This is a genomic window from Lactobacillus sp. CA30L (assembly GCF_059900845.1).
In genome coordinates, this window is sequence record NZ_JBWXGB010000005.1 from 25,201 (window position 1) to 43,111 (window position 17,911).

The 17,911-nt window shown below is 47.5% G+C and carries 15 protein-coding genes and 1 pseudogene; 3 read left to right on the forward strand and 13 right to left on the reverse strand.

What is annotated here, in order from left to right; translation table 11 throughout:
- Nucleotide 1: 1 nt before the first annotated feature.
- The 7 genes from AC2JF8_RS06690 to vprA form a co-directional block, all read right to left on the reverse strand.
- Entirely contained in the window at nt 2-1,702 is a 1,701-nt protein-coding gene (locus AC2JF8_RS06690; protein ID WP_500728928.1) for a proline--tRNA ligase, read from the reverse strand.
- 34 nt (nt 1,703-1,736) lie between these two features.
- On the reverse strand, nt 1,737-2,993 hold the full coding sequence (gene rseP, locus AC2JF8_RS06695) for an RIP metalloprotease RseP (RefSeq protein WP_500762256.1): 1,257 nt from the start codon (nt 2,991-2,993) through the stop codon (nt 1,737-1,739).
- An 11-nt stretch (nt 2,994-3,004) separates the two neighbouring features.
- Nucleotides 3,005-3,802: a phosphatidate cytidylyltransferase gene (locus AC2JF8_RS06700; protein WP_500728930.1), complete on the reverse strand. Its 798-nt coding sequence runs from the start codon at nt 3,800-3,802 to the stop codon at nt 3,005-3,007.
- A gap of 8 nt (nt 3,803-3,810) precedes the next feature.
- On the reverse strand, nt 3,811-4,545 hold the full coding sequence (gene uppS / locus AC2JF8_RS06705) for an undecaprenyl pyrophosphate synthase (RefSeq protein ID WP_500728931.1): 735 nt from the start codon (nt 4,543-4,545) through the stop codon (nt 3,811-3,813).
- 3 nt (nt 4,546-4,548) lie between these two features.
- Nucleotides 4,549-5,106 carry a ribosome recycling factor gene (gene frr, locus AC2JF8_RS06710; protein ID WP_500728932.1) on the reverse strand — a complete coding sequence of 186 codons (558 nt, stop codon included), beginning with the start codon at nt 5,104-5,106 and terminating at the stop codon, nt 4,549-4,551.
- Nucleotides 5,106-5,831 carry a UMP kinase gene (gene pyrH / locus AC2JF8_RS06715; protein WP_500728933.1) on the reverse strand — a complete coding sequence of 242 codons (726 nt, stop codon included), beginning with the start codon at nt 5,829-5,831 and terminating at the stop codon, nt 5,106-5,108. Before pyrH ends, frr begins: the two co-directional genes overlap by 1 nt.
- A 405-nt stretch (nt 5,832-6,236) precedes the next feature.
- A complete protein-coding gene (gene vprA / locus AC2JF8_RS06720) occupies nt 6,237-7,682 on the reverse strand; it encodes a vinyl phenol reductase (RefSeq protein WP_500762258.1) in 1,446 nt (481 codons plus the stop codon).
- 151 nt (nt 7,683-7,833) lie between these two features.
- Between vprA and AC2JF8_RS06725 the strand changes: the two genes are divergently transcribed.
- On the forward strand, nt 7,834-8,757 hold the full coding sequence (locus tag AC2JF8_RS06725; RefSeq protein ID WP_500762260.1) for a LysR family transcriptional regulator: 924 nt from the start codon (nt 7,834-7,836) through the stop codon (nt 8,755-8,757).
- Between the two features lie 39 nt (nt 8,758-8,796).
- Here the strand turns inward: AC2JF8_RS06725 and AC2JF8_RS06730 are convergent, their stop codons facing one another.
- The 3 genes from AC2JF8_RS06730 to AC2JF8_RS06740 form a co-directional block, all read right to left on the reverse strand.
- Nucleotides 8,797-9,639 (reverse strand): MerR family transcriptional regulator, encoded by an 843-nt coding sequence (locus AC2JF8_RS06730; protein WP_500762262.1) that lies wholly within the window; start codon nt 9,637-9,639, stop codon nt 8,797-8,799.
- 90 nt (nt 9,640-9,729) lie between these two features.
- Nucleotides 9,730-11,754 (reverse strand): FAD-dependent oxidoreductase, encoded by a 2,025-nt coding sequence (locus AC2JF8_RS06735; RefSeq protein WP_500762264.1) that lies wholly within the window; start codon nt 11,752-11,754, stop codon nt 9,730-9,732.
- 282 nt (nt 11,755-12,036) lie between these two features.
- Nucleotides 12,037-13,572, reverse strand: coding sequence for an FAD-dependent oxidoreductase (locus AC2JF8_RS06740; RefSeq protein WP_500728940.1), 1,536 nt, complete (start codon nt 13,570-13,572; stop codon nt 12,037-12,039).
- A 120-nt stretch (nt 13,573-13,692) separates the two neighbouring features.
- Here AC2JF8_RS06740 and AC2JF8_RS06745 point away from each other — a divergent pair, with 120 nt between their 5' ends.
- Nucleotides 13,693-14,595, forward strand: coding sequence for a LysR family transcriptional regulator (locus AC2JF8_RS06745; protein WP_500762266.1), 903 nt, complete (start codon nt 13,693-13,695; stop codon nt 14,593-14,595).
- Nucleotides 14,596-14,682: 87 nt separating this feature from the next.
- Nucleotides 14,683-15,285: pseudogene (locus AC2JF8_RS06750) on the forward strand (acyltransferase family protein); the annotation flags it as partial.
- Between the two features lie 239 nt (nt 15,286-15,524).
- Here AC2JF8_RS06750 and AC2JF8_RS06755 read toward each other — a convergent pair.
- From AC2JF8_RS06755 to AC2JF8_RS06765, 3 genes are read right to left on the reverse strand one after another with little or no spacing between them, the layout of a single operon-like run.
- Nucleotides 15,525-16,265, reverse strand: a complete 741-nt coding sequence (locus AC2JF8_RS06755) for an ABC transporter permease (protein ID WP_500728942.1) — start codon at nt 16,263-16,265, stop codon at nt 15,525-15,527.
- Entirely contained in the window at nt 16,258-16,989 is a 732-nt protein-coding gene (locus tag AC2JF8_RS06760; RefSeq protein ID WP_500762268.1) for a lantibiotic immunity ABC transporter MutE/EpiE family permease subunit, read from the reverse strand. The genes AC2JF8_RS06755 and AC2JF8_RS06760 overlap by 8 nt, the downstream gene beginning before the upstream one ends.
- On the reverse strand, nt 16,982-17,686 hold the full coding sequence (locus AC2JF8_RS06765) for a lantibiotic protection ABC transporter ATP-binding subunit (RefSeq protein WP_500728945.1): 705 nt from the start codon (nt 17,684-17,686) through the stop codon (nt 16,982-16,984). The genes AC2JF8_RS06760 and AC2JF8_RS06765 overlap by 8 nt, the downstream gene beginning before the upstream one ends.
- Nucleotides 17,687-17,911: the final 225 nt, after the last annotated feature.

The window sequence follows — 17,911 nt, forward strand, 5'->3', positions numbered from 1 at the left end:
ATTATCCTAACTCTTTATTGATAAAACTGTCTAATTCTGCGACGGTTACCTCAACCGCCTTTTCATCTGTTGGGCGTTTAACCTCAACGATACCGTCAGCGGCCTTTTTGCCAATAGTAATGCGGATCGGTGCACCGAGCAAATCCGCATCTGCAAACTTGACGCCGGCACGCTCATTGCGGTCATCGTACAAGACGTCGCAGTGCGCGCTGTACTTCTGCTCGAGCTGCTCTGCTAGCTGCGTTTGCGTGTCGTCCTTCATCTTCATCTGAACGATGTGAACGGCAAACGGCGCAATTTCCTTGGGCCAGGCAATTCCGTTCTTAGTCAGGTGCTGCTCAATCACAGCAGACAAAACCCGGGTGACGCCAATCCCGTATGAACCCATAATGACGGGCTGGGCCTTGCCGTTCTGGTCCAGGAAGCTGGCGCCCATGGTCTTCGTGTAGTATGTGCCCAGCTTGAAGATGTGCCCCACCTCAATCGAAGTGGTGAACTGCAGCGGCAGGTGGTCTACCGGATCTGGCTCGCCTTCGTTGGCAACGCGGACATCGCCAAAAATATCAGCATTAAAATCACGGCCCAGGTTGGCATTCTTAATCTGACAATTGTCCTTGCCCGCACCAACAATCACATTGAAGAGGTTCTTGACGGTATCATCCGCAATGATGCGGTCCGCCCAGTCGGCGTTCACCGGTCCCAGGCCGCCCTTGCCCACACCGGCAACCGCACGCAGCTCCTCGTCTGTCGCTACTCGCAGCGCATCAGCGTCCAGCAGGTGCGTGAGCTTGACCTCGTTAACCTGCTTGTCGCCCCGAATCAGAACCAAAACGTGCTCCTTCTCGTTAAGCACATACAAAACGCTCTTAACGATTCTCGTGACCGGCACCTGCAGGAAGTCAGCCAGGTCCGCAATCGTCTCCTGCCCCGGCGTAGCAACCTCTTCTACCGGACGCAGCTCTTCCTTATCCTGCTTGAAGGTGTCGACGCTGACCGCCATCTCCAAGTTGGCGGAATACGTGCCGCTCTCATTGGTTGCAATCGTGTCCTCACCGATTGCGGCAGGTGCCTGAAATTCAGTGGAATTCTTGCCGCCCATCGTGCCCGAGTCGGCAATTACGGGTGTGACCTTGACGCCGCAGCGGCGGTAGATGGCTTCGAATGCACGCTTCTCATCGTCAAACTGCTCGTCCAGCTGCTTGGTTGTTGCAGCAAAGCTATACGCATCAAGCATGACAAATTCACGCGTGCGCAGAAGCCCGAAGCGGGGCCGGTTTTCGTCGCGGAACTTATTTTGAATCTGGTAGAGGGCAATCGGCATCTGCTTGTAACTCTTCAGGTTCTTGGCCACAATCTCGGTGAAAGTTTCCTCGTGGGTTGGACCAAGCATGCTGGGCCGGCCGTGACGGTCCTTAAGCTTAAACATCTCGGGCCCGTACTTCTGCCAGCGTCCGGATTCTTCCCAAAGCGTGGATGGCAACAGTTCCGGCATGAGCATTTCCGGCACGTTGATTTTAGCCATTTCCTCACGCATGATTTTTTCAGCCTTGCTTAAAACGCGGAAGCCCAGCGGCAGGTAGGCGTACACGCCGGCCGTGACCTGGCGCACATAGCCGCCCCGGAGCATGAGCTTGTGACTCGCTACAACCGCATCCGACGGCGCCTCTTTTAAAGTTGGCATAAACAATTTGGATTGACGCATTAAATTTCCCCCAAGAAAAACAATTTTTAATATTCTATTTAATAAAGTAGCGGTAAATGTCGTTGCCGGTAACCGCAATAATCAAGAGCAGCAACAGGCCAAAACCAACCAGCTCAACCATCGCTTCGTGGTCCTCGGAAATAGGCTTGCCCCGCAGTATCTCAATGATGTTCAGCAGGAACTTCCCCCCGTCAAGGCCGGGAATCGGAATCAGGTTCACAATGCCCAGGTTGATTGAGATCATGGCTAAAAAGGCCAGGAGGTAGGAGAAGCCCATCCGCGAAACCTGCGACGTCTGTGAATAAATACCGACGGGCCCAGACAACTTATTCAGACTAAAGTGCCTGAACAGGTTGCCCACGGCACTGAAAATCATCCCCGTGGTTGAGACGGCGGTATCCCAGCCGCGGCGCAACTTAGGCCCAAAGCGTTCGTCGCTTTTGGCCTGAATGCCGATCTGATATACCGTCTGCTTTTGTACCTTGACGGCCTTGGGCTGCACCTTAACCGTCTTGACCGTGCCATTTCTAACCAGCTCAACGGTTAACGCCTTCCCCTTGCTGTGGTCAATTTGCCGGGAAATGTCCTCAAACGTGACGGTTTTGCGCCCATTGATGGCACGTATCCTGGACTCCGGCTCAATCCGCGCAGACGCGGCCGGCGAACCCGCAACCACCCTGCTGATCGTCGTTGTCGCCGGACCGGGAACGGTAAACGTCCACATCAAAAAGACGACAAAGCCTAAAAGGATATTCATTAAGGGGCCGGCCGCATTGGTCGCCAGCTTCTGCCACACATTGGCTTCCTGAAACTGCGTATCGCGCGGCGCAATAATCAGTTCCGTTTTGGTCTGGTCAATAATTGTTGCATCATGATCCACGTGATACGTAACTTGTTTATCCTCGTCGCCATTTTCATAGCCGGTGATAAGCAGGTCGTCAACTAAGTCGGCCTTGGTTATCAGCACGGGAATACCCTCGATGGGCAGGTCTGCTTCCGACGCATCGATCCTAACCACCTGGTCGTGGTCGTTTAACTGCAGGATAACGGTCATGCCCGGCTCAAGGGCCGGCCCGTCATCCTTGCTTGCCAAGCGCACATAGCCGCCCAGGGGCAGCCAGCGGATGGTGTAGGTGGTCTTGGTGCGACGCACCTGGAAAAGCTTGGGCCCCATGCCAATCGAAAATTCGCGCACCAAAACGCCGCACTTCTTGGCGACGATAAAATGCCCGAACTCATGGACAAAGACCAAGAGACCGAATACAACTAAAAAAATCAGTATACCCTTCAATTAGAATTCTCCTAATGCACGATTCCTAGTAGCGCGGCAAAAACGGGCAGGACAAAAAGCATGCTGTCGAAGCGGTCCAGGATGCCGCCGTGGCCCGGCAAGATTTTGCCGGAATCCTTCACGCCGTAGTAGCGCTTATAAGCGGATTCGACGAGGTCGCCCATCTGGCCAACAATTGACAGGGCAAAGGCGATGATAATCATCTGCCCCTGCGGGTAACCCGTGTTGACAAAGTAAACATAAATTGCGGCACATACAACGGCACACAGTGTGCCGCCAATCGACCCCTCCCAGGTTTTGTTGGGGCTGATCACGGGCCATAACTTATGTTTGCCAATCTTGCGCCCGATCATGTACGCGCCGGTATCGGTGAGCCAAACAACCACAAAAACGTAGCACAAAAGCGCGAGGCCATTGGTGCTGTTCCTGACGCCGGCCATGTAGTGAAAGCCGGTGCCAATGTATAAAGAGCCCAGGGTGTAAACACTGACGTCGTCAAAGGTGGTCTTGTTTTTGGACAGAACCGTCCATGAAAGCATCAGCATGATGAGCGCAAAGTACACCCCGTACTTTGTCCAGTTGAAGGGCGCACCGTTGAAAAAGCTGTTAGGCACAGCCCACGTAATGGTTGCCAACAGTGCTAGCAGGAAGTTGACCGAGACCAAGATCTGCTTTTTCATCAGGAAAATTTCACTGATGCCGACTGCTGCAAAGGCCACCGTGAGCCAGTCGATCCACGCCCCGCCCGCTAGGACAATCGGAATAAATAATATTAAAGCAATAACTGCTGTAATTACACGTTGTTTCATATCTCTACCTAACTATCTGATTCATCGACCCGACCGAAGCGGCGGTGCCGACCTTGAAACTCATTGACAAATTTTTCCAAGTCTGCGGCGGTAAAATCAGGCCAATTTTTGGGACTAAAGGCAAGCTCGGAATAAGCCAATTGCCAGAGCATAAAGTTGGAGATTCGCTGTTCGCCCGATGTCCGGATGAGCAGATCGGGATCGCTGTATTCACCCAGCTTGGCCGTCATCAGCCGTGCCGAGATCATGTCTTCGTCAATCTGCTCGCTGCCGATCGCCCCCGTCTCAACCAACGCGGCCAGCTCCTTCACGGCGGTGGTAAGCTCGCTGCGGGAACCGTAATTAAAGGCAAAATTCAGCACTAATCCCGTATTAGCTGCCGTCTGTGCCATGGCCCGCTGCACGACGTCGTGCGTCTTACGCGGCAATTCGTCCAGGTAGCCCATAATATTGACCTTGACGTTATTTTCCATCAAAGTCGGCATAAACCTGTCAAAAAAGCGCACTGGCAGATTCATCAAGTAGGCCACTTCTTCCTTGGGTCGGGCCCAATTTTCCGTCGAAAAGGCATAGAGCGACAACACCTTGATGCCCATCTGCGCAGCGGCCAGGGTAATGCGTTCAACGTTGTTCATGCCCTCATAGTGACCCGCAACGCGCGGCTTGCCCTGCCTGCGGGCCCACCGGCCGTTGCCATCCATGATGATCGCCAGGTGGTTGAGCTGGTTCTTCTTGTCTGCCATTATTTAGCCTTGCGTGATTTCTTTACGCTTCTGGTCGGCAAGCTGGTCAATCTTCTTAGTGGCATCGTCCGTCGCTTTTTGCACCCGCTTTTCCAAACTGCGCTGCTCATCTTCGGTAATATCGTCATCCTTCAATTGCTTCTTGAGGCTGTTCATCGCATCGCGACGGACGTTCCTAACCGCAATCTTGCCTTCTTCAGCCAGTTGGTTGACCTGCTTGGCGATTTCCCGGCGCCGCTCACCGGTTAGCTGCGGGATCACCAGTCGGATGACCTTGCCGTCGTTTGCGGGGGTCAGGCCCAAATTGGATGCAAGCAGCGCGTGTTCAATGTTGTCGAGACTGCCTTGGTCATAGGGCGTAATCAAGAGGACGCGTGGTTCCGGAATCGTGATGCTCGACAATTGGGTTAGGGGCGTTGGTGCACCGTAGTAGTCAACCTGAATTCCATCCAAGATTGCCGCATTGGCTACGCCAGCACGGATGGAACGCAGATTTTTGGCAAAAACAGTGATGGATTTGTCCATGTTTTCCTGCGCTTTTTTAATAGTATCGTTGTTCATTATTTTCCTCCTTCAATTACTGTGCCGATATGTTCTCCCATGACAACCTTCTTAATGTTGCCCGCGGTGTTAACGTTAAATACGATCAACGGGATGTTTGTGTCCATTGAGAGTGAACTTGCGGTCCGGTCCATGACCTTTAAGCCCTTGGAGATTACGTCAAGCTGAGTTAATTCACTGTATTTTTGGGCGTTGGGGTCAATCTTGGGATCGGCCGTATATACACCGTCGACGCCGTTCTTGGCCATCAGGATTACGTCTGCGTTGATCTCAGCAGCCCGCAGCGCCGCAGTGGTATCGGTCGAGAAGTAAGGGTTGCCTGTACCCCCGCCCATAATTACCACGCGGCCCTTTTGCAAGTGCCGAATCGCTTTGCGCCTGATGTAAGGTTCGGCAACTTGCCTCATCTCAATTGAAGTCTGCAGACGAGTCGGCACACCAACGTGCTCTAGGCCGTCCTGAAGCGCCAAGCCGTTCATGATTGTGGCGAGCATGCCCATATAATCAGCCTGTGAGCGTTCCATTCCGAGCTTGGCGCCCGTTTCACCGCGCCACATGTTGCCACCGCCGCAGACGATGCCGATATCGACCCCAAGGTCATGGACCGACTTGATCTCTTGGGCCAAGTGGCTAATAACGGTTGGACTAATTCCGGTTCCCTCTTTACCAGCTAAAGCTTCACCAGATATTTTCAAAACAATGCGATGATATTTGACTTCAGTCATGACAACCTCCTCTATTAACTTAAATTATTCTACCATAGAAAACGGGCAAATGTGGATAGCAAAACGAAAGCCGGCCACTTTTTGTTAAAGCAAAAGGCACTTGTGCGCGTGCGTGGTTTTGCGCGCAAGGGCTGATCGACAGAACGTGCACGATTCCCAAAAACCCCTAGCTGGGTCATTAAGTTTTTATAAAGTGGCTGCTCCCAAAGGCGGCCATTTGGAGGCGAGTGCAATTTGCGGCTACCTTAACGCAAAACTGCTATAATTGGATGTGAGATAATAAGATACTTTTTCCTTACGAACAAAGCCACCCGGCACTTTACCATGCCGGGCGGCTTTTTGCATGCAAAAAGAGGGAAAATCATCCGGTCAAAATGATTCCTCCCCTTTTTGGCATATTTTTAATTATCTTTTGGCGGCTTCAGCGGCGGCAACCCGGCCCGAGTAGATGCAGTAGCCGGCCTCTGACCCGGGAACGTTGACCCCGTAAGTGTCACCGACGAGAACCGCAGACGCGTCTGCACCGACCGCATACAAGCCAGGGATTTTCCGCCCCTGCTTATCCAAAACTTCGTTCTTGCGGTTCACGCGCAGTCCGCCCATCGTGCAATAGGCACCAACACCAATTTCAAAGGCGTAGAAGGGACCAGTCTTTACATGGTAAAGGTAATCTGCTGGTTTTTCAAAGTCGTCATCGCGGCCGCGGTCAACCTGCTGGTTGTAGCGTTCAACGGTTGCAGGCAAGTCGGGCAGGTCAAGTCGGGCCGCCAAGTCCGCAATTGAATCGGCAACGGTAAGGAAAGATAAGTTTTGCGCTTTAGCGGATTCAATCATGGCCTTCAACTGGTCAAGCCTGGTCCGGTCAGACAACGGCTTAAGGCTGCGCGGCAGCTTATTGTCTGCGAATTCATCTACCGCTTTTTGGTCCAATATTGCAAAGACCTTCTCCTGTCTGATAAGCGCATTTCCGGCGTGGGCCCATATTCTAAACACGCTCTCATCCACAAAGCGATTGCCGCTTTCGTTGACCCACAAAGGTGCCATCTCGCAGCTGGCTATTCCAATGTCGGTCTTCCAGAACTTAAACGACGGTACCGTATCTTCCATGATCTGTCCGCCAAACATCATTGCCATGCCCAGGCCGTACTTCTTCGCGCCGACCTTCCACGCCATCTGCAGGCCCGCGCCGGTGCTTTTGCCGGAATTCATCGGCACAATGCGGTTGGAATTGGAATTAAAGTACTCCGTCAACATCGCGCGGTTGTTTAAGTAGCCACCGGTTGCCAGGATGACCGTCTTGGCCTTGATGTCTGTCCGTTCTTTGCCGTCAAAATCTTCAATCGTGAGGCCCGTTATCCTGCCGGTGTCATCTTGCTGCAAGTCGGTGACCGCCGCGGAAGTAATAAACTCAACGCCCCTTTGCTCTGAATGGGGCTGCATCCCATCGTGAATGGCATGATTGCCCAGGCCACTAAACATGTGCCAGGTGTTCAGACCCGCGCCCAGGGTTGCAACGCCCTTAAACTTCACACCGAGTTGCTCCAGCCAGTCGACGTTGGCAGCTGACTGGGCAATGTAGTCCTTCCAGATCATGGTGTCTGCTTCAAAGTGCGAGAATTCCTGCTCGTCGTGCAGCAGTTTTTCTGCGGAAAGATCGATTCCCTGTTCCTTCTGCATCTGGCTCCCAATGGCAAACACGCCCTCAACGTAGTTGCCCGAGCCACCGGTGGTTCTGCCCTGCTCAACTACAAGCGTCTTTAGCTTCCTACTTGCGGCCTCGGCTGCAGCGGCTTGACCGGATAAACCGGAACCAACAATCACCAGGTCATACTGATTATTTTGTGCTAACATGTTTTTCTCCCTCATTATTGAAATCTTACTATTAAATGATATTTCTAAATACCGCTTACAATGCTAATATAAGTTATGAAATCACCAATGTAAAATAAATATTTTGAATTCTGATCATTGTGAAACTGCAATAATAGTGAGGCAAGATGCTATGGATGAAAAACTTTTACACCAAATTCTCCTAACCGTGAACGAGGTCAAGACGGTCAGTGAACTGGCCAATCTGCTGTACTTGAGTCAGCCCTACGTCAGCCAGATTATTACCAAGGCGGAGGGCCACTACCACGTCCGCCTGGTCAACCGCAACCGGGTGCCAATCTCCTTGACCCCAGCCGGTGCCGAGTTAGCCAGGGGGCTAGAAAAAATTATCGGCGACCGCATCCAACTTGAACACGAGTTGGAGCACTATTCACCCAACCAAAAACCATTAATTAAAGTTGCGCTTGCGCCACTCTGGACCGCTAGAACAACCACAGCGGTCATTAGTGAGTTGCAAGGTGCATTTCCCAATTTTCAATTTGAAATTCAGCACCTTTTCACTTCGAATGAGTCGCTTAAGATGCTCGAAAACCACAACGTTGACGTCTTTTGGGGTGCCCTGCTGCACGGGCCGGAATTCAACTCGCGCTACCTGTACCGTTCCCGGGCGAGCATAATCATTCCCCGCAACCACGCCCTCTTTCAAAAAGGCAGGCGCAAAGTGGCATTTTCACCGGCATTATTCCACCAGTTAAACAATAGTGCCCTCGTCTCACTGACCGATAACTCCGTTTTTCAAAAGATTGCCGATCACTTATTCGCAGACGACGGCATCAGGGTCCATAAAACAATCAAGGTGAACGACTTTATTGGCGCCTGCCAGCTTGCAATCAAGGGGTTAGGCATCACGGTTACGCTAAACGACACGCTGGATTACCTGAATGCCAGCAGGTACGAATTTAACGTCATGGAGATTCCACGCACGATGTTCAACCTGGACGTCGGTGTAACTACTAATAGAAGTGCTTCGCCCCAAGTGAACGAAGTCGCGCAAAAGTTGTGTAGGGTAGTTAATTCAGCACACAAAAAACTTTGAATATCAATCAGAATTTAAATTGGTGTACACAATAAGATATTATCTGTCTGAAATCGGAATCCACGCTTCGTCAAAGCGAATTTCCGCCTCGGGATTGCTCAAGACCAGCAGAAGTGAAGTAATAATATCGCCGTTAAGCAGCAAATCGTTCTTTTTCAAGTAGCGCCTTACCTCGTCAAGCCATTTTTTACTGTCAATGTCTTGTGCGTTTCCCATAACCACTGTATGCAAACAGGTTTGAGTAGGAATTGTGCGTACCCTGTCACTGGCTTTCAACCCAAAACGCTTAAAATTATCTTCGCTGATAATCATTTCGATTTCGGGCTCAATTACCGATGTTTTTTGTAAGACCTCCTGCTTGCGGTATCTTATGGACGCATTTGTAATCGGCATCAGTTCGTTCCACTGCCGGTATTCTTCAGTCTGCTCCTCATTACTCTGGTGCGGACCGCCCATTTCCCTTAAGAACAGCTGCTTAAAAGCCGGTGATTCTTCCACTTGAAAAAACGGCTGCCCTTCATCAACACTGTTTAGAAGGTTGTAATTATATTTCATAATAGCGAGTGTTACACTTAATCGCAAACTTTCTTTTTCTAGCTTATCAATTTGCGGCTTTACGTGCTCTAAAGCAACTTCTTTACTGGGAGAGTTCAGAATACCCAGTGTTTCATTTAGTGAGAAGCCCGCTTGACTCAGGTAGCGTGCCATGAATATTCGATACGAGTCGTTTAGGTTGAAGCGGCGCTGCTTATTATTGCCAACCCGTTGCGGCGATATTAATTTTTTCTTTTCATAATATTCAATGCCCTTGATTGAGATGCCAAAAAACTTTCCCAGTTGCGAAGATGTATAAATATACGGGTACTTTACTTCTCTTTTCATAGTCATTTATCTCTTTCTGCTTTCACACAGCTATATTAAAGCAGAAAAAAAGCCCCATTTCAGAAAAATTAGGGCCCTTTAACAATTTATTTAATTATGGATCTTTGAGACTGCATCCTTAGCGGCTGCACGGCCGAAAACGCCGCAGTTAAGCAGGGACATTCCGTCACCAAAGTAGTCGATTCCCATGACGCCACTGTCGGCACATGAACCAGCAGCGTACAAACCAGGAATGGGCGTTCCGTTCGCGCTCAAAACCTGGCCGTGCTCATCAATCTTTGCCCCCGTGTAGCCGTCAGTACATACCTGCGGCATTCTTAAGATATAGTAGGGCGCCGTTATCTTGACCATGTGAGCAGGATTTTTGTGAAAATCTTCATCCACGCCCTTGTCGCACAACTCGTTGTACCGCTCAATCGTTTTCTGCAAGGTCTTTGCATCGATGTTAACGTCTTTCGCCAATTTTTCGATGCTGTCTTCTTTATAGCCAAAATTCCTATCATGTGCGGTCTTCTTCGTGAGGCCCAGTTCGGTCATGATCGGATATTTTTCTGCCGTCTTTTGGCCGTAAACCGCGTACCCTTCGTCATAGCCGTTGTACCAGCAGCGCTTGGTAAATTCGAAGGTAAAATCATCTTCGGAAACCAGCCTCTTGCCGCTGCCGTCTACCGAAAGAACGTCATAGTTGGGCAGCGTTGGCGATTCCGGAATTGCCTCAGGGAACTTATCGCCAAACGAGGCACCGTAGAAATAATACATAAATTGCAGGTACGGCACGTTAACAATTTTAGCGTTTACCTGGTCAAAAAATTTGAGTGCTGACCCGTCACCGTTGCCAACAACAACTTCAATATTGGTCATCTTCGTGTTGTATTTTTTAATTAGCGTGGGGTCTGCCGTGTATGAACCGGTCCCGACGATAACGGCCGCCGAATGAATTGTTAGCCTAGCGCCCTCAACGGTCGTAGCTTCAACCCCCTTTACTTGCCCGTCTTCGACAATAAGTTCGTCAACCTTCACCCCTAAACGCAGGTCGACGCCCTTGTCGCGGGCTGCCTTGACCAGCGTATTCATTAGTGTTGTTCCCATGCCCTTGATGGTGTGTGCACGCTTGGTCAGACGCGGCGCTTTAGGCGCAATGTTGACGACCTTGTCCCATTTCAGTCCCTGATCCTCCAGAAACCTGATGTAATCAGCTGATTCATTTGCCAGTTTGCGTAGCAAATCTGGTTCGATATTAGGCTCGTCGCCGTATACCGCCATGAGGTCATTATAAAAACTTTCCGCGCTGTCGCTAATCCCACGCCGCTTCTGCTCGTCGGTGTCCGCACCCATGATAAAACCCTGCGCACGGGTCGTGGAACTGCTGTAGGTTTGTCCGGCCTCAAGGAGCATCACGCTTGCACCCTCCTGGGCGGCTTCCAAGGCGGCACTGAAACCGGTTAGACCTGCACCAATGGCAATAATGTCCGTGTGCAGCTCCTCGTGCTTGGGTTCCGGTTTTGCAATCTTGCGGTTGGCAAAAGCACGTGAATCCCCACCGGCATCGTCTATAGCCTTGGCCACGCCCGCTAAGTAGCCCGTGGATGAAACCGTTGCACTCGAAATGGCATCGACGGCGGTTGACTGATTCTCAATTATCTGCTTCCTTAAAAGTTCAAAGGCCATGCCACCAATCACCGGCGTATCCGAATATTTAAGAACCTTTATATCCTTTATCTGGTTGTCCTGAAAGGTAACCTCTAAAGTTGCTCTCCCCGTTCCGGGCAAACCCTCGTTTTCGGCAAAAGACGCAATGTCTTCCCGGTAAACGCCGTCTTTTATATTGGTGTCAGTCGAAATTTCAATGCCTTCCAATTGATCCTTAATATTCTGAAGCGCCTCATTAAAGCCCCTTGAAGTATAGGAAGCACCAGAAACTGCGTCAGCCGCAAACCTGTTTGTTTTGTTCACCTGTGCAACTAGCTTGGGCAGCGCTAACTCGCCAATATTCTCAGTGTCATTGCTCGAAACAACCTTAACGTTTTTCAGTTGCTCACCGGCAACTTCGCCTTCTACAATAATGGTGCTTTTGAAGCCCTTGCCTTTTCCGGTATAAACGGCTTTGTCTGTCATTTTTATCTCTCCTTTTTAAACGCTTACGTATTTAGTGTAAGTGATGAAGGAGGTTCACCGTCAACTATATAATGAATTTTTTCACTAAGTTTACAAGGCGGTATTTTTGCAAGCGCAGCTTTTAACAGCGGTTAATCGGCCCAGTAAATTTTGCCTCTTAAGTAAAAAACACAAACGTCCCTTGCGCTGCGCCAACCGCTTTGGTGAAACGTGTTTTAAAGGACTACGTTTGTGCTTTCAAACCTGATATTTTTAACCAGGGCCGGATGACCTATTCATTAATCAATTTTCCGCAGCATTTTTGCCTGCTAACCGGCCAAAGGTCTGGGCGTGACTCGAAGCCAGACCCGGCACCCGGTCATTATATGAGCCCCAGAAGAAGCCGCCGGAATCATTTCCGCCCGCATACAAGTGCTTGATTGGCTGGTAGTTCGTGTCAAGCACCTCCATCTTGGTATTAACCCTCAGACCATCAAAAGTACACAGGATGCGGCCACCCAGAATGCAGCCGTAGTACGGGGCCTTGTTAACCGGCGTTATTCTGTAGGCTTCCTTGCCGAACTCCCGGTCGCTGTGGGCAATGACGGACTGGTTATTATTGGCCACGGCTTGCTTTAAATTATCAGCCGGCAAGTGGAGCTTTGCGGCCAATTCCTCGACCGTATTGGCCTTCGCAATAAGACCCTTTTTGATGTAGTTCTCGGTGTCATCGATAAATGCCTGCTTGCCACTCATATAACCTGGGAAACCATAGCGTGCACATCCCAACATGTGCATCTTTTCAAGTTGTTCGGCATAATTATCATCCCAAACCATTGCGTATAGGTATCCGGGCTCTTTGCTTGCGGCATTGACAATGAACTGGTACGGAACAGATTCATTAGCAAATCTTTTCCCGCGCAGGTTAACCTTTAAGAATGGATATGATCCAATCCAGAGCCAGTTATCATACGTGGCAGTTTGGTAGTACATATCTTCTGTTTTAGTTCCCACAGGAACAAGTCCACGATCGAAAATACTCTCGGCCGGCTCTTCGTCACGCATAGCACCCACATTTAAAGCTGCTGTAATCCCTGCTCCGTTCGACCGGGGAGAATCGTTATAAACATTTTTCTTGAGAGACAAAGAATTCCACTGTTGTAATAAATCCGTATTTGCAGAGTAGCCACCCGTTGCGATGATTACACCCTTTGATGCATCTATTTCATAAAATTCATCTTTAGCAAGGTCCTTGACAATAGCACCCGTCACTGTATCTTTTTCCTTAAGCAATTTAACTAAAGAGGTTTGGTAACGCATATCAACATTATGATTTTCTTGATACTTAACAAACCAGTCTCCGTAAGATACAAAAGACTGATCATCCGTCGTTGGATCGTTTTCAGTTGGAAAACCTTGATAGGCTTTTCCTGTTACCATTGCATCCGGCTCTGACTTAAAGTGCGCACCATTCGGTCTTAAAACATTGTCTTCCAACCAATTAACGCTTTCGGCACTGTTATCTGCCCATGTTTTTAGCAAGCGTTCATCAACATTGTGCTGTGCAAACGAAGCCATTGATTCAACTAGGTCTAGCTTGTTGATTACCGTTCCTGCCCGTTTCTGAGCATTACTGTCAACACTGGCTATACCTACTCTCATTAGATTTATTGTTTTTTCTTTTTCAATCAAAATAACATGTACGCCCTTTTCGTTAGCAGCCGCGGCAGCCATCATGCCGGCATTACCACCCCCAACTACTAAAACGTCAGTTTTAATTATTTTAGCGGGAACCACTTTGTCTAAATCGTAACCGTCTACATTTTGATATTGATTCATAATCATATTCTCCTTTTGCTTTTGTTTAATAGCGCTTTCAGATATAATAATATCATCTTTAAAAAGTAATGATTATTAACTTTATTATTACTAATAAGCATCTTTTATCAGGAGACTATTATGAACTTAGATCATTTAGAAATTTTTGTTGATTTGGCAGAAACGCTAAACTTCAGGAAAACGGCTTACCGTAGAAATATTTCTCAACCAGCCGTGTCTCAAGCACTAAACTCTATAGAGAATGAAATTGGTGTAAAATTATTCAAAAGATCAAGAAGAGGAGTTGAGATTTTGCCTAAAGGGCAATTGCTTTATGAAAACATCAAGCCACTTCTAAATACATATTTCAAATCAATTCAAGAAGTACAGCAAACCTATAAAGAAAAATTTGCCTTAACTATAGGTATAACAAATTCTCCGTACGAAGAAGAATTCATCCCACAACTAATACCTAGATTTCGGCATCAGTTCCCCAGTATAAAAATTTTTCTCCAAAACTATGATCATACACAACTCAAAAGGCAACTTTTAAATGGCGACTGTGATTTAATTCTAACCACTAAAGATGACGTAGCGGAGCTTAAAGATGCAAAGTATGATGAAATTATTACCGGAAATTTCTGTGCAACGGTCCCACGCTCAAACTCTTTATCCGCTAAAAGTTTTTTTATTAGTCAGGATTTTAAGGATCAAAGTATAATTCTTTTGGATAATAATTGGTGTCCACCAGAACAACTCAGACTTCAGGAAATTATTCGCAAAGAAAATATTGCTAAAGCCATAGCATACGTAAATAACGTTAACACTGCCAACATCATGAGTAGGTCTGGACTTGGCATTACATTTAGCCCAGACTTTATATGTGGCAAAGACAACAAATACGTAAAGTCCATTCCAATTAAGTACGATATCGAACTAAGTTACGGGGTTGCTTCTCTGACTAGTAATAAGAAAACAAGTATTACTCAATTTACTGATTTTCTCAAAGATCAATTGCAAATAAAGCAACAAAACAAGGATTAATATAATATTTAAAATTGCCGAAACTAAAATATATACTGATTTTAACTTTAAATCTTTTATACGTAGTAACAAAGAAAGGATCGTTCAATGACGCAACGCCGTTCACCAATGCTTAACATTGCCGATATCGGCGATTACTTAAAAGTATTTGCCTGCACCGCTGTCATGTCGCAGCCAATTATGTCCATGATCCTCGGCGTGGGGCAGCCCACCCAGACGCAGGATGTTTTTGGCCTTCTTTATAACCTGGTAAAATATACCGCACCTGCCTTTATCTTTGGCATTCTTTATTCGACGATCCGTACCAATGATTTGGCGGGGGCGTTTTCTTACCAAAAGCACATGAGGGCTAGTTGGTCCAACCTGTTTGTACCCACATTTTGGTGGACGCTGGTCTACCTGCTGGGCATGCCGTGGCTGCAGCAGGTCAACCATTTTACTAACTTTGGTTCTTTTTGTTGGCAATTCGTTAATGGCAACGCCGCCCCGCACCTCTGGTACAACACCGTGATGCTGCAATTTATTATTCTAATGCCGCTTTTTTGGGCCATTAGCTGCTATGTGGGACAAAACACCAAGTGTGGTACTCTTGTGGCACTGGTTGCCGCTGCTTTGTACTTTGCCTGGCTTTATTTTTACGTCTTTCACGGCGTACACGAACGGGACTGGTACCTGCTTGACCACTTCTTTGGCGCCTGGCTATTGACCTGGCTTTTATCCTTTGCCTCGGCCTACCTCCTTCACTGCGGATGGAGCAGCGTGAAACAGGTTGCCATTGGCAAAAGCGAATAACAAAAGCAGCATTCCTGCTAGTAGCGGGATGCTGCTTTTTTGTTATTAAGTCATTTAATTCTGCAGAGGCCGGCGTTTATATCCCCTAACCCGCGACTTCTAAATCATAAACCAGAATTTGAAAACATTATTCACCATTATTCTGCCTTTTCTTGCCAATGGTTAAAGTAGCGTATAATCATCCAACTTAAGATGATGGTTAACAAAACTGGTACAACATAAGTCAATGCAGATACTTTTTGGTAAGCAAGCGGAATGTTAGGCAGCCAAAAGACGGTCAAACGGCTTTGCCATGCCCAAGGAATAACCGGCCAAATAAAATCAAGCAAGGAGGTTATGCCTAACATCGCAACTACCGCGCCAAAGAAGCCTAAAACTAAACTACCACCAACATTCCACTTCATTGCAGCCACTTCAGCAAGCTCATACTGCAAAAAGCCCAAAAGCGCCATGGCAATGCTAGTAAGCAATAATTTAATAAAAGAAATGCCCACCACGTTGAAACCAAAAGTCAAGATGAGGTAATAAATTAAATTCGTGCCGATGATTTCAATTACATACAGCAGCCAGTAATAAAACAATTGCCCCACTATTATTTTGCCCCTGCTGATCGGTTCGGTTAGCCAATTTTTAAAGTCCCCGGCCTTTTTTTCCCGGTCATAGACTAAGCACACTACAATACTTATGGCTAGTGGCGAAGCAAGTGCCAAAAGATCATTAAACGTATTGATCATATTTGCTGCACTAGAGAGGGCTTTTCGACTGCCGTAATAATAACCAAAGATAACGGGGAGGACAATTAAGGCGATTAAATGTAGGTAGAGCAGCATGCTGCGCCGTAGTTTGACATTTTCCGCACCAAAAATTTGTTTAAGCATTTTGGGTCACCTGCCTTTGAAATGAAGCAGCCGTCAAGCAGCTGAAAATAACGAATAAGCCCATCGAAGCCAGAATGGTCCAGGAAGCGTTGGGTACAACTTCACCAGCCTTTAATGGAAAACCATTAATATGCAATTTAATTAGTGCAACGGGAAAGAGGTTGGACCAACCATACGGCAAAACCGGGCCCCAAGAAAAGGTGGTTACACAAAATATGCCAATAATAGAGCCAATAAAGGCTAGTCCAACAGTAACGTAGAGGTTAGATATTCTGCTTAACCACGTGTACAGGGGAATTTCCCACAATGTCGTTAAAAAAAGTCCCCCGACTGCTGTTAGGCAGGGCATAATTCCGACCCTAACCGGACTAACCAGACTGGTTAACAGCAGAAAAATGGCTAAAACCAGACTGACAGCAAACGACAGCAGCACACCGTGCAGAATTCTTCCTAATTCATAAGTAAATAAATTAGTGGGAGAACTTAAAATTGTTTTATACTCCGTACTATTTTTTTCATGACGATCAATCAGGCCAATAATTAGGGCCAAATATAAATTAAGCCAGAGAAAGCCCCACTGGTTAATTGTGCTTTCAAGCACGTAACCCGTAGAATTAAAGAAAAGACCAGTGAAGACAACAACCAAAAAGGGAAAAAGCACCGTTAGCGGTCTGATAATCGTTCTCTTGACTTTAAAAAGCTCATTTGCTAAAACGCTAAGCATATAAAACACCGGCCTTCTCTAGGGTAGAATTAAAGAGTTTTTCCAAATCGGTTTCGTGGTCATAAGGCTGCTCCAAAAGAAGCTTGCCCCCACCAATAATGCCAATGTTATCGGCCAGGTGTTCCACTTCTGAGAGCATGTGGCTAGAAATAATGATCGTGATGTCTCTCTGCTTGAATTCAGCGATCAAATTGCGCAGCTGCTGGATGCCTACCGGATCCAAACCATTGGTGGGTTCATCCAAAATCAGCAGCTTGGGGTGTCCAACTAGTGCTAGCCCGATGCCCAACCGTTCCTTCATTCCCAGGGAAAAGTTCTTGGTTAGTTTTTTCCCCGTGCTGCCCAGACCGACGGTTTGCAAGATACCTGGAATTTCGCTTTCGCTTGTTCCCCGCAAACGACAGATCACCTGCAGGTTTTCTTCGGCAGTCAGATTGCCGTATAAAGGAGCATTCTCAATCAGCGAACCAATATCAGCCAGGTCAGACCTTGTCCATTCATGGCCGGCAAATTTGACTTTGCCACTCGAAGCCGCAATCATTCCCGTTAAAATCTTCATTAACGTAGTTTTACCAGCGCCATTGGGTCCTAAAAGACAATAAACTTTATTTTCAGGAACATGCAAATTTATTCCATCTAAAACCAGTTGGTCCTTAAACTTTTTAACAATATTTTTCGTTTCAAGCAAATTAGTCATGTTCACAATCTCCCGCATAAACTTTCATGCCTTATCTATAATTTTCTATCTGTATATTATTGTTAATAAATACATCATCTAATATATCATATTATTAAAATTAATGGAATTTATTTTTAAGTTTGCTTGTACTAGGCCAGCACATTTTATATCCCCAGTCCCATAAAAACCAGTCATTAAGTCGGACTACAGATGAAAAGGCGTTGAACTTCTTGTTCAACGCCT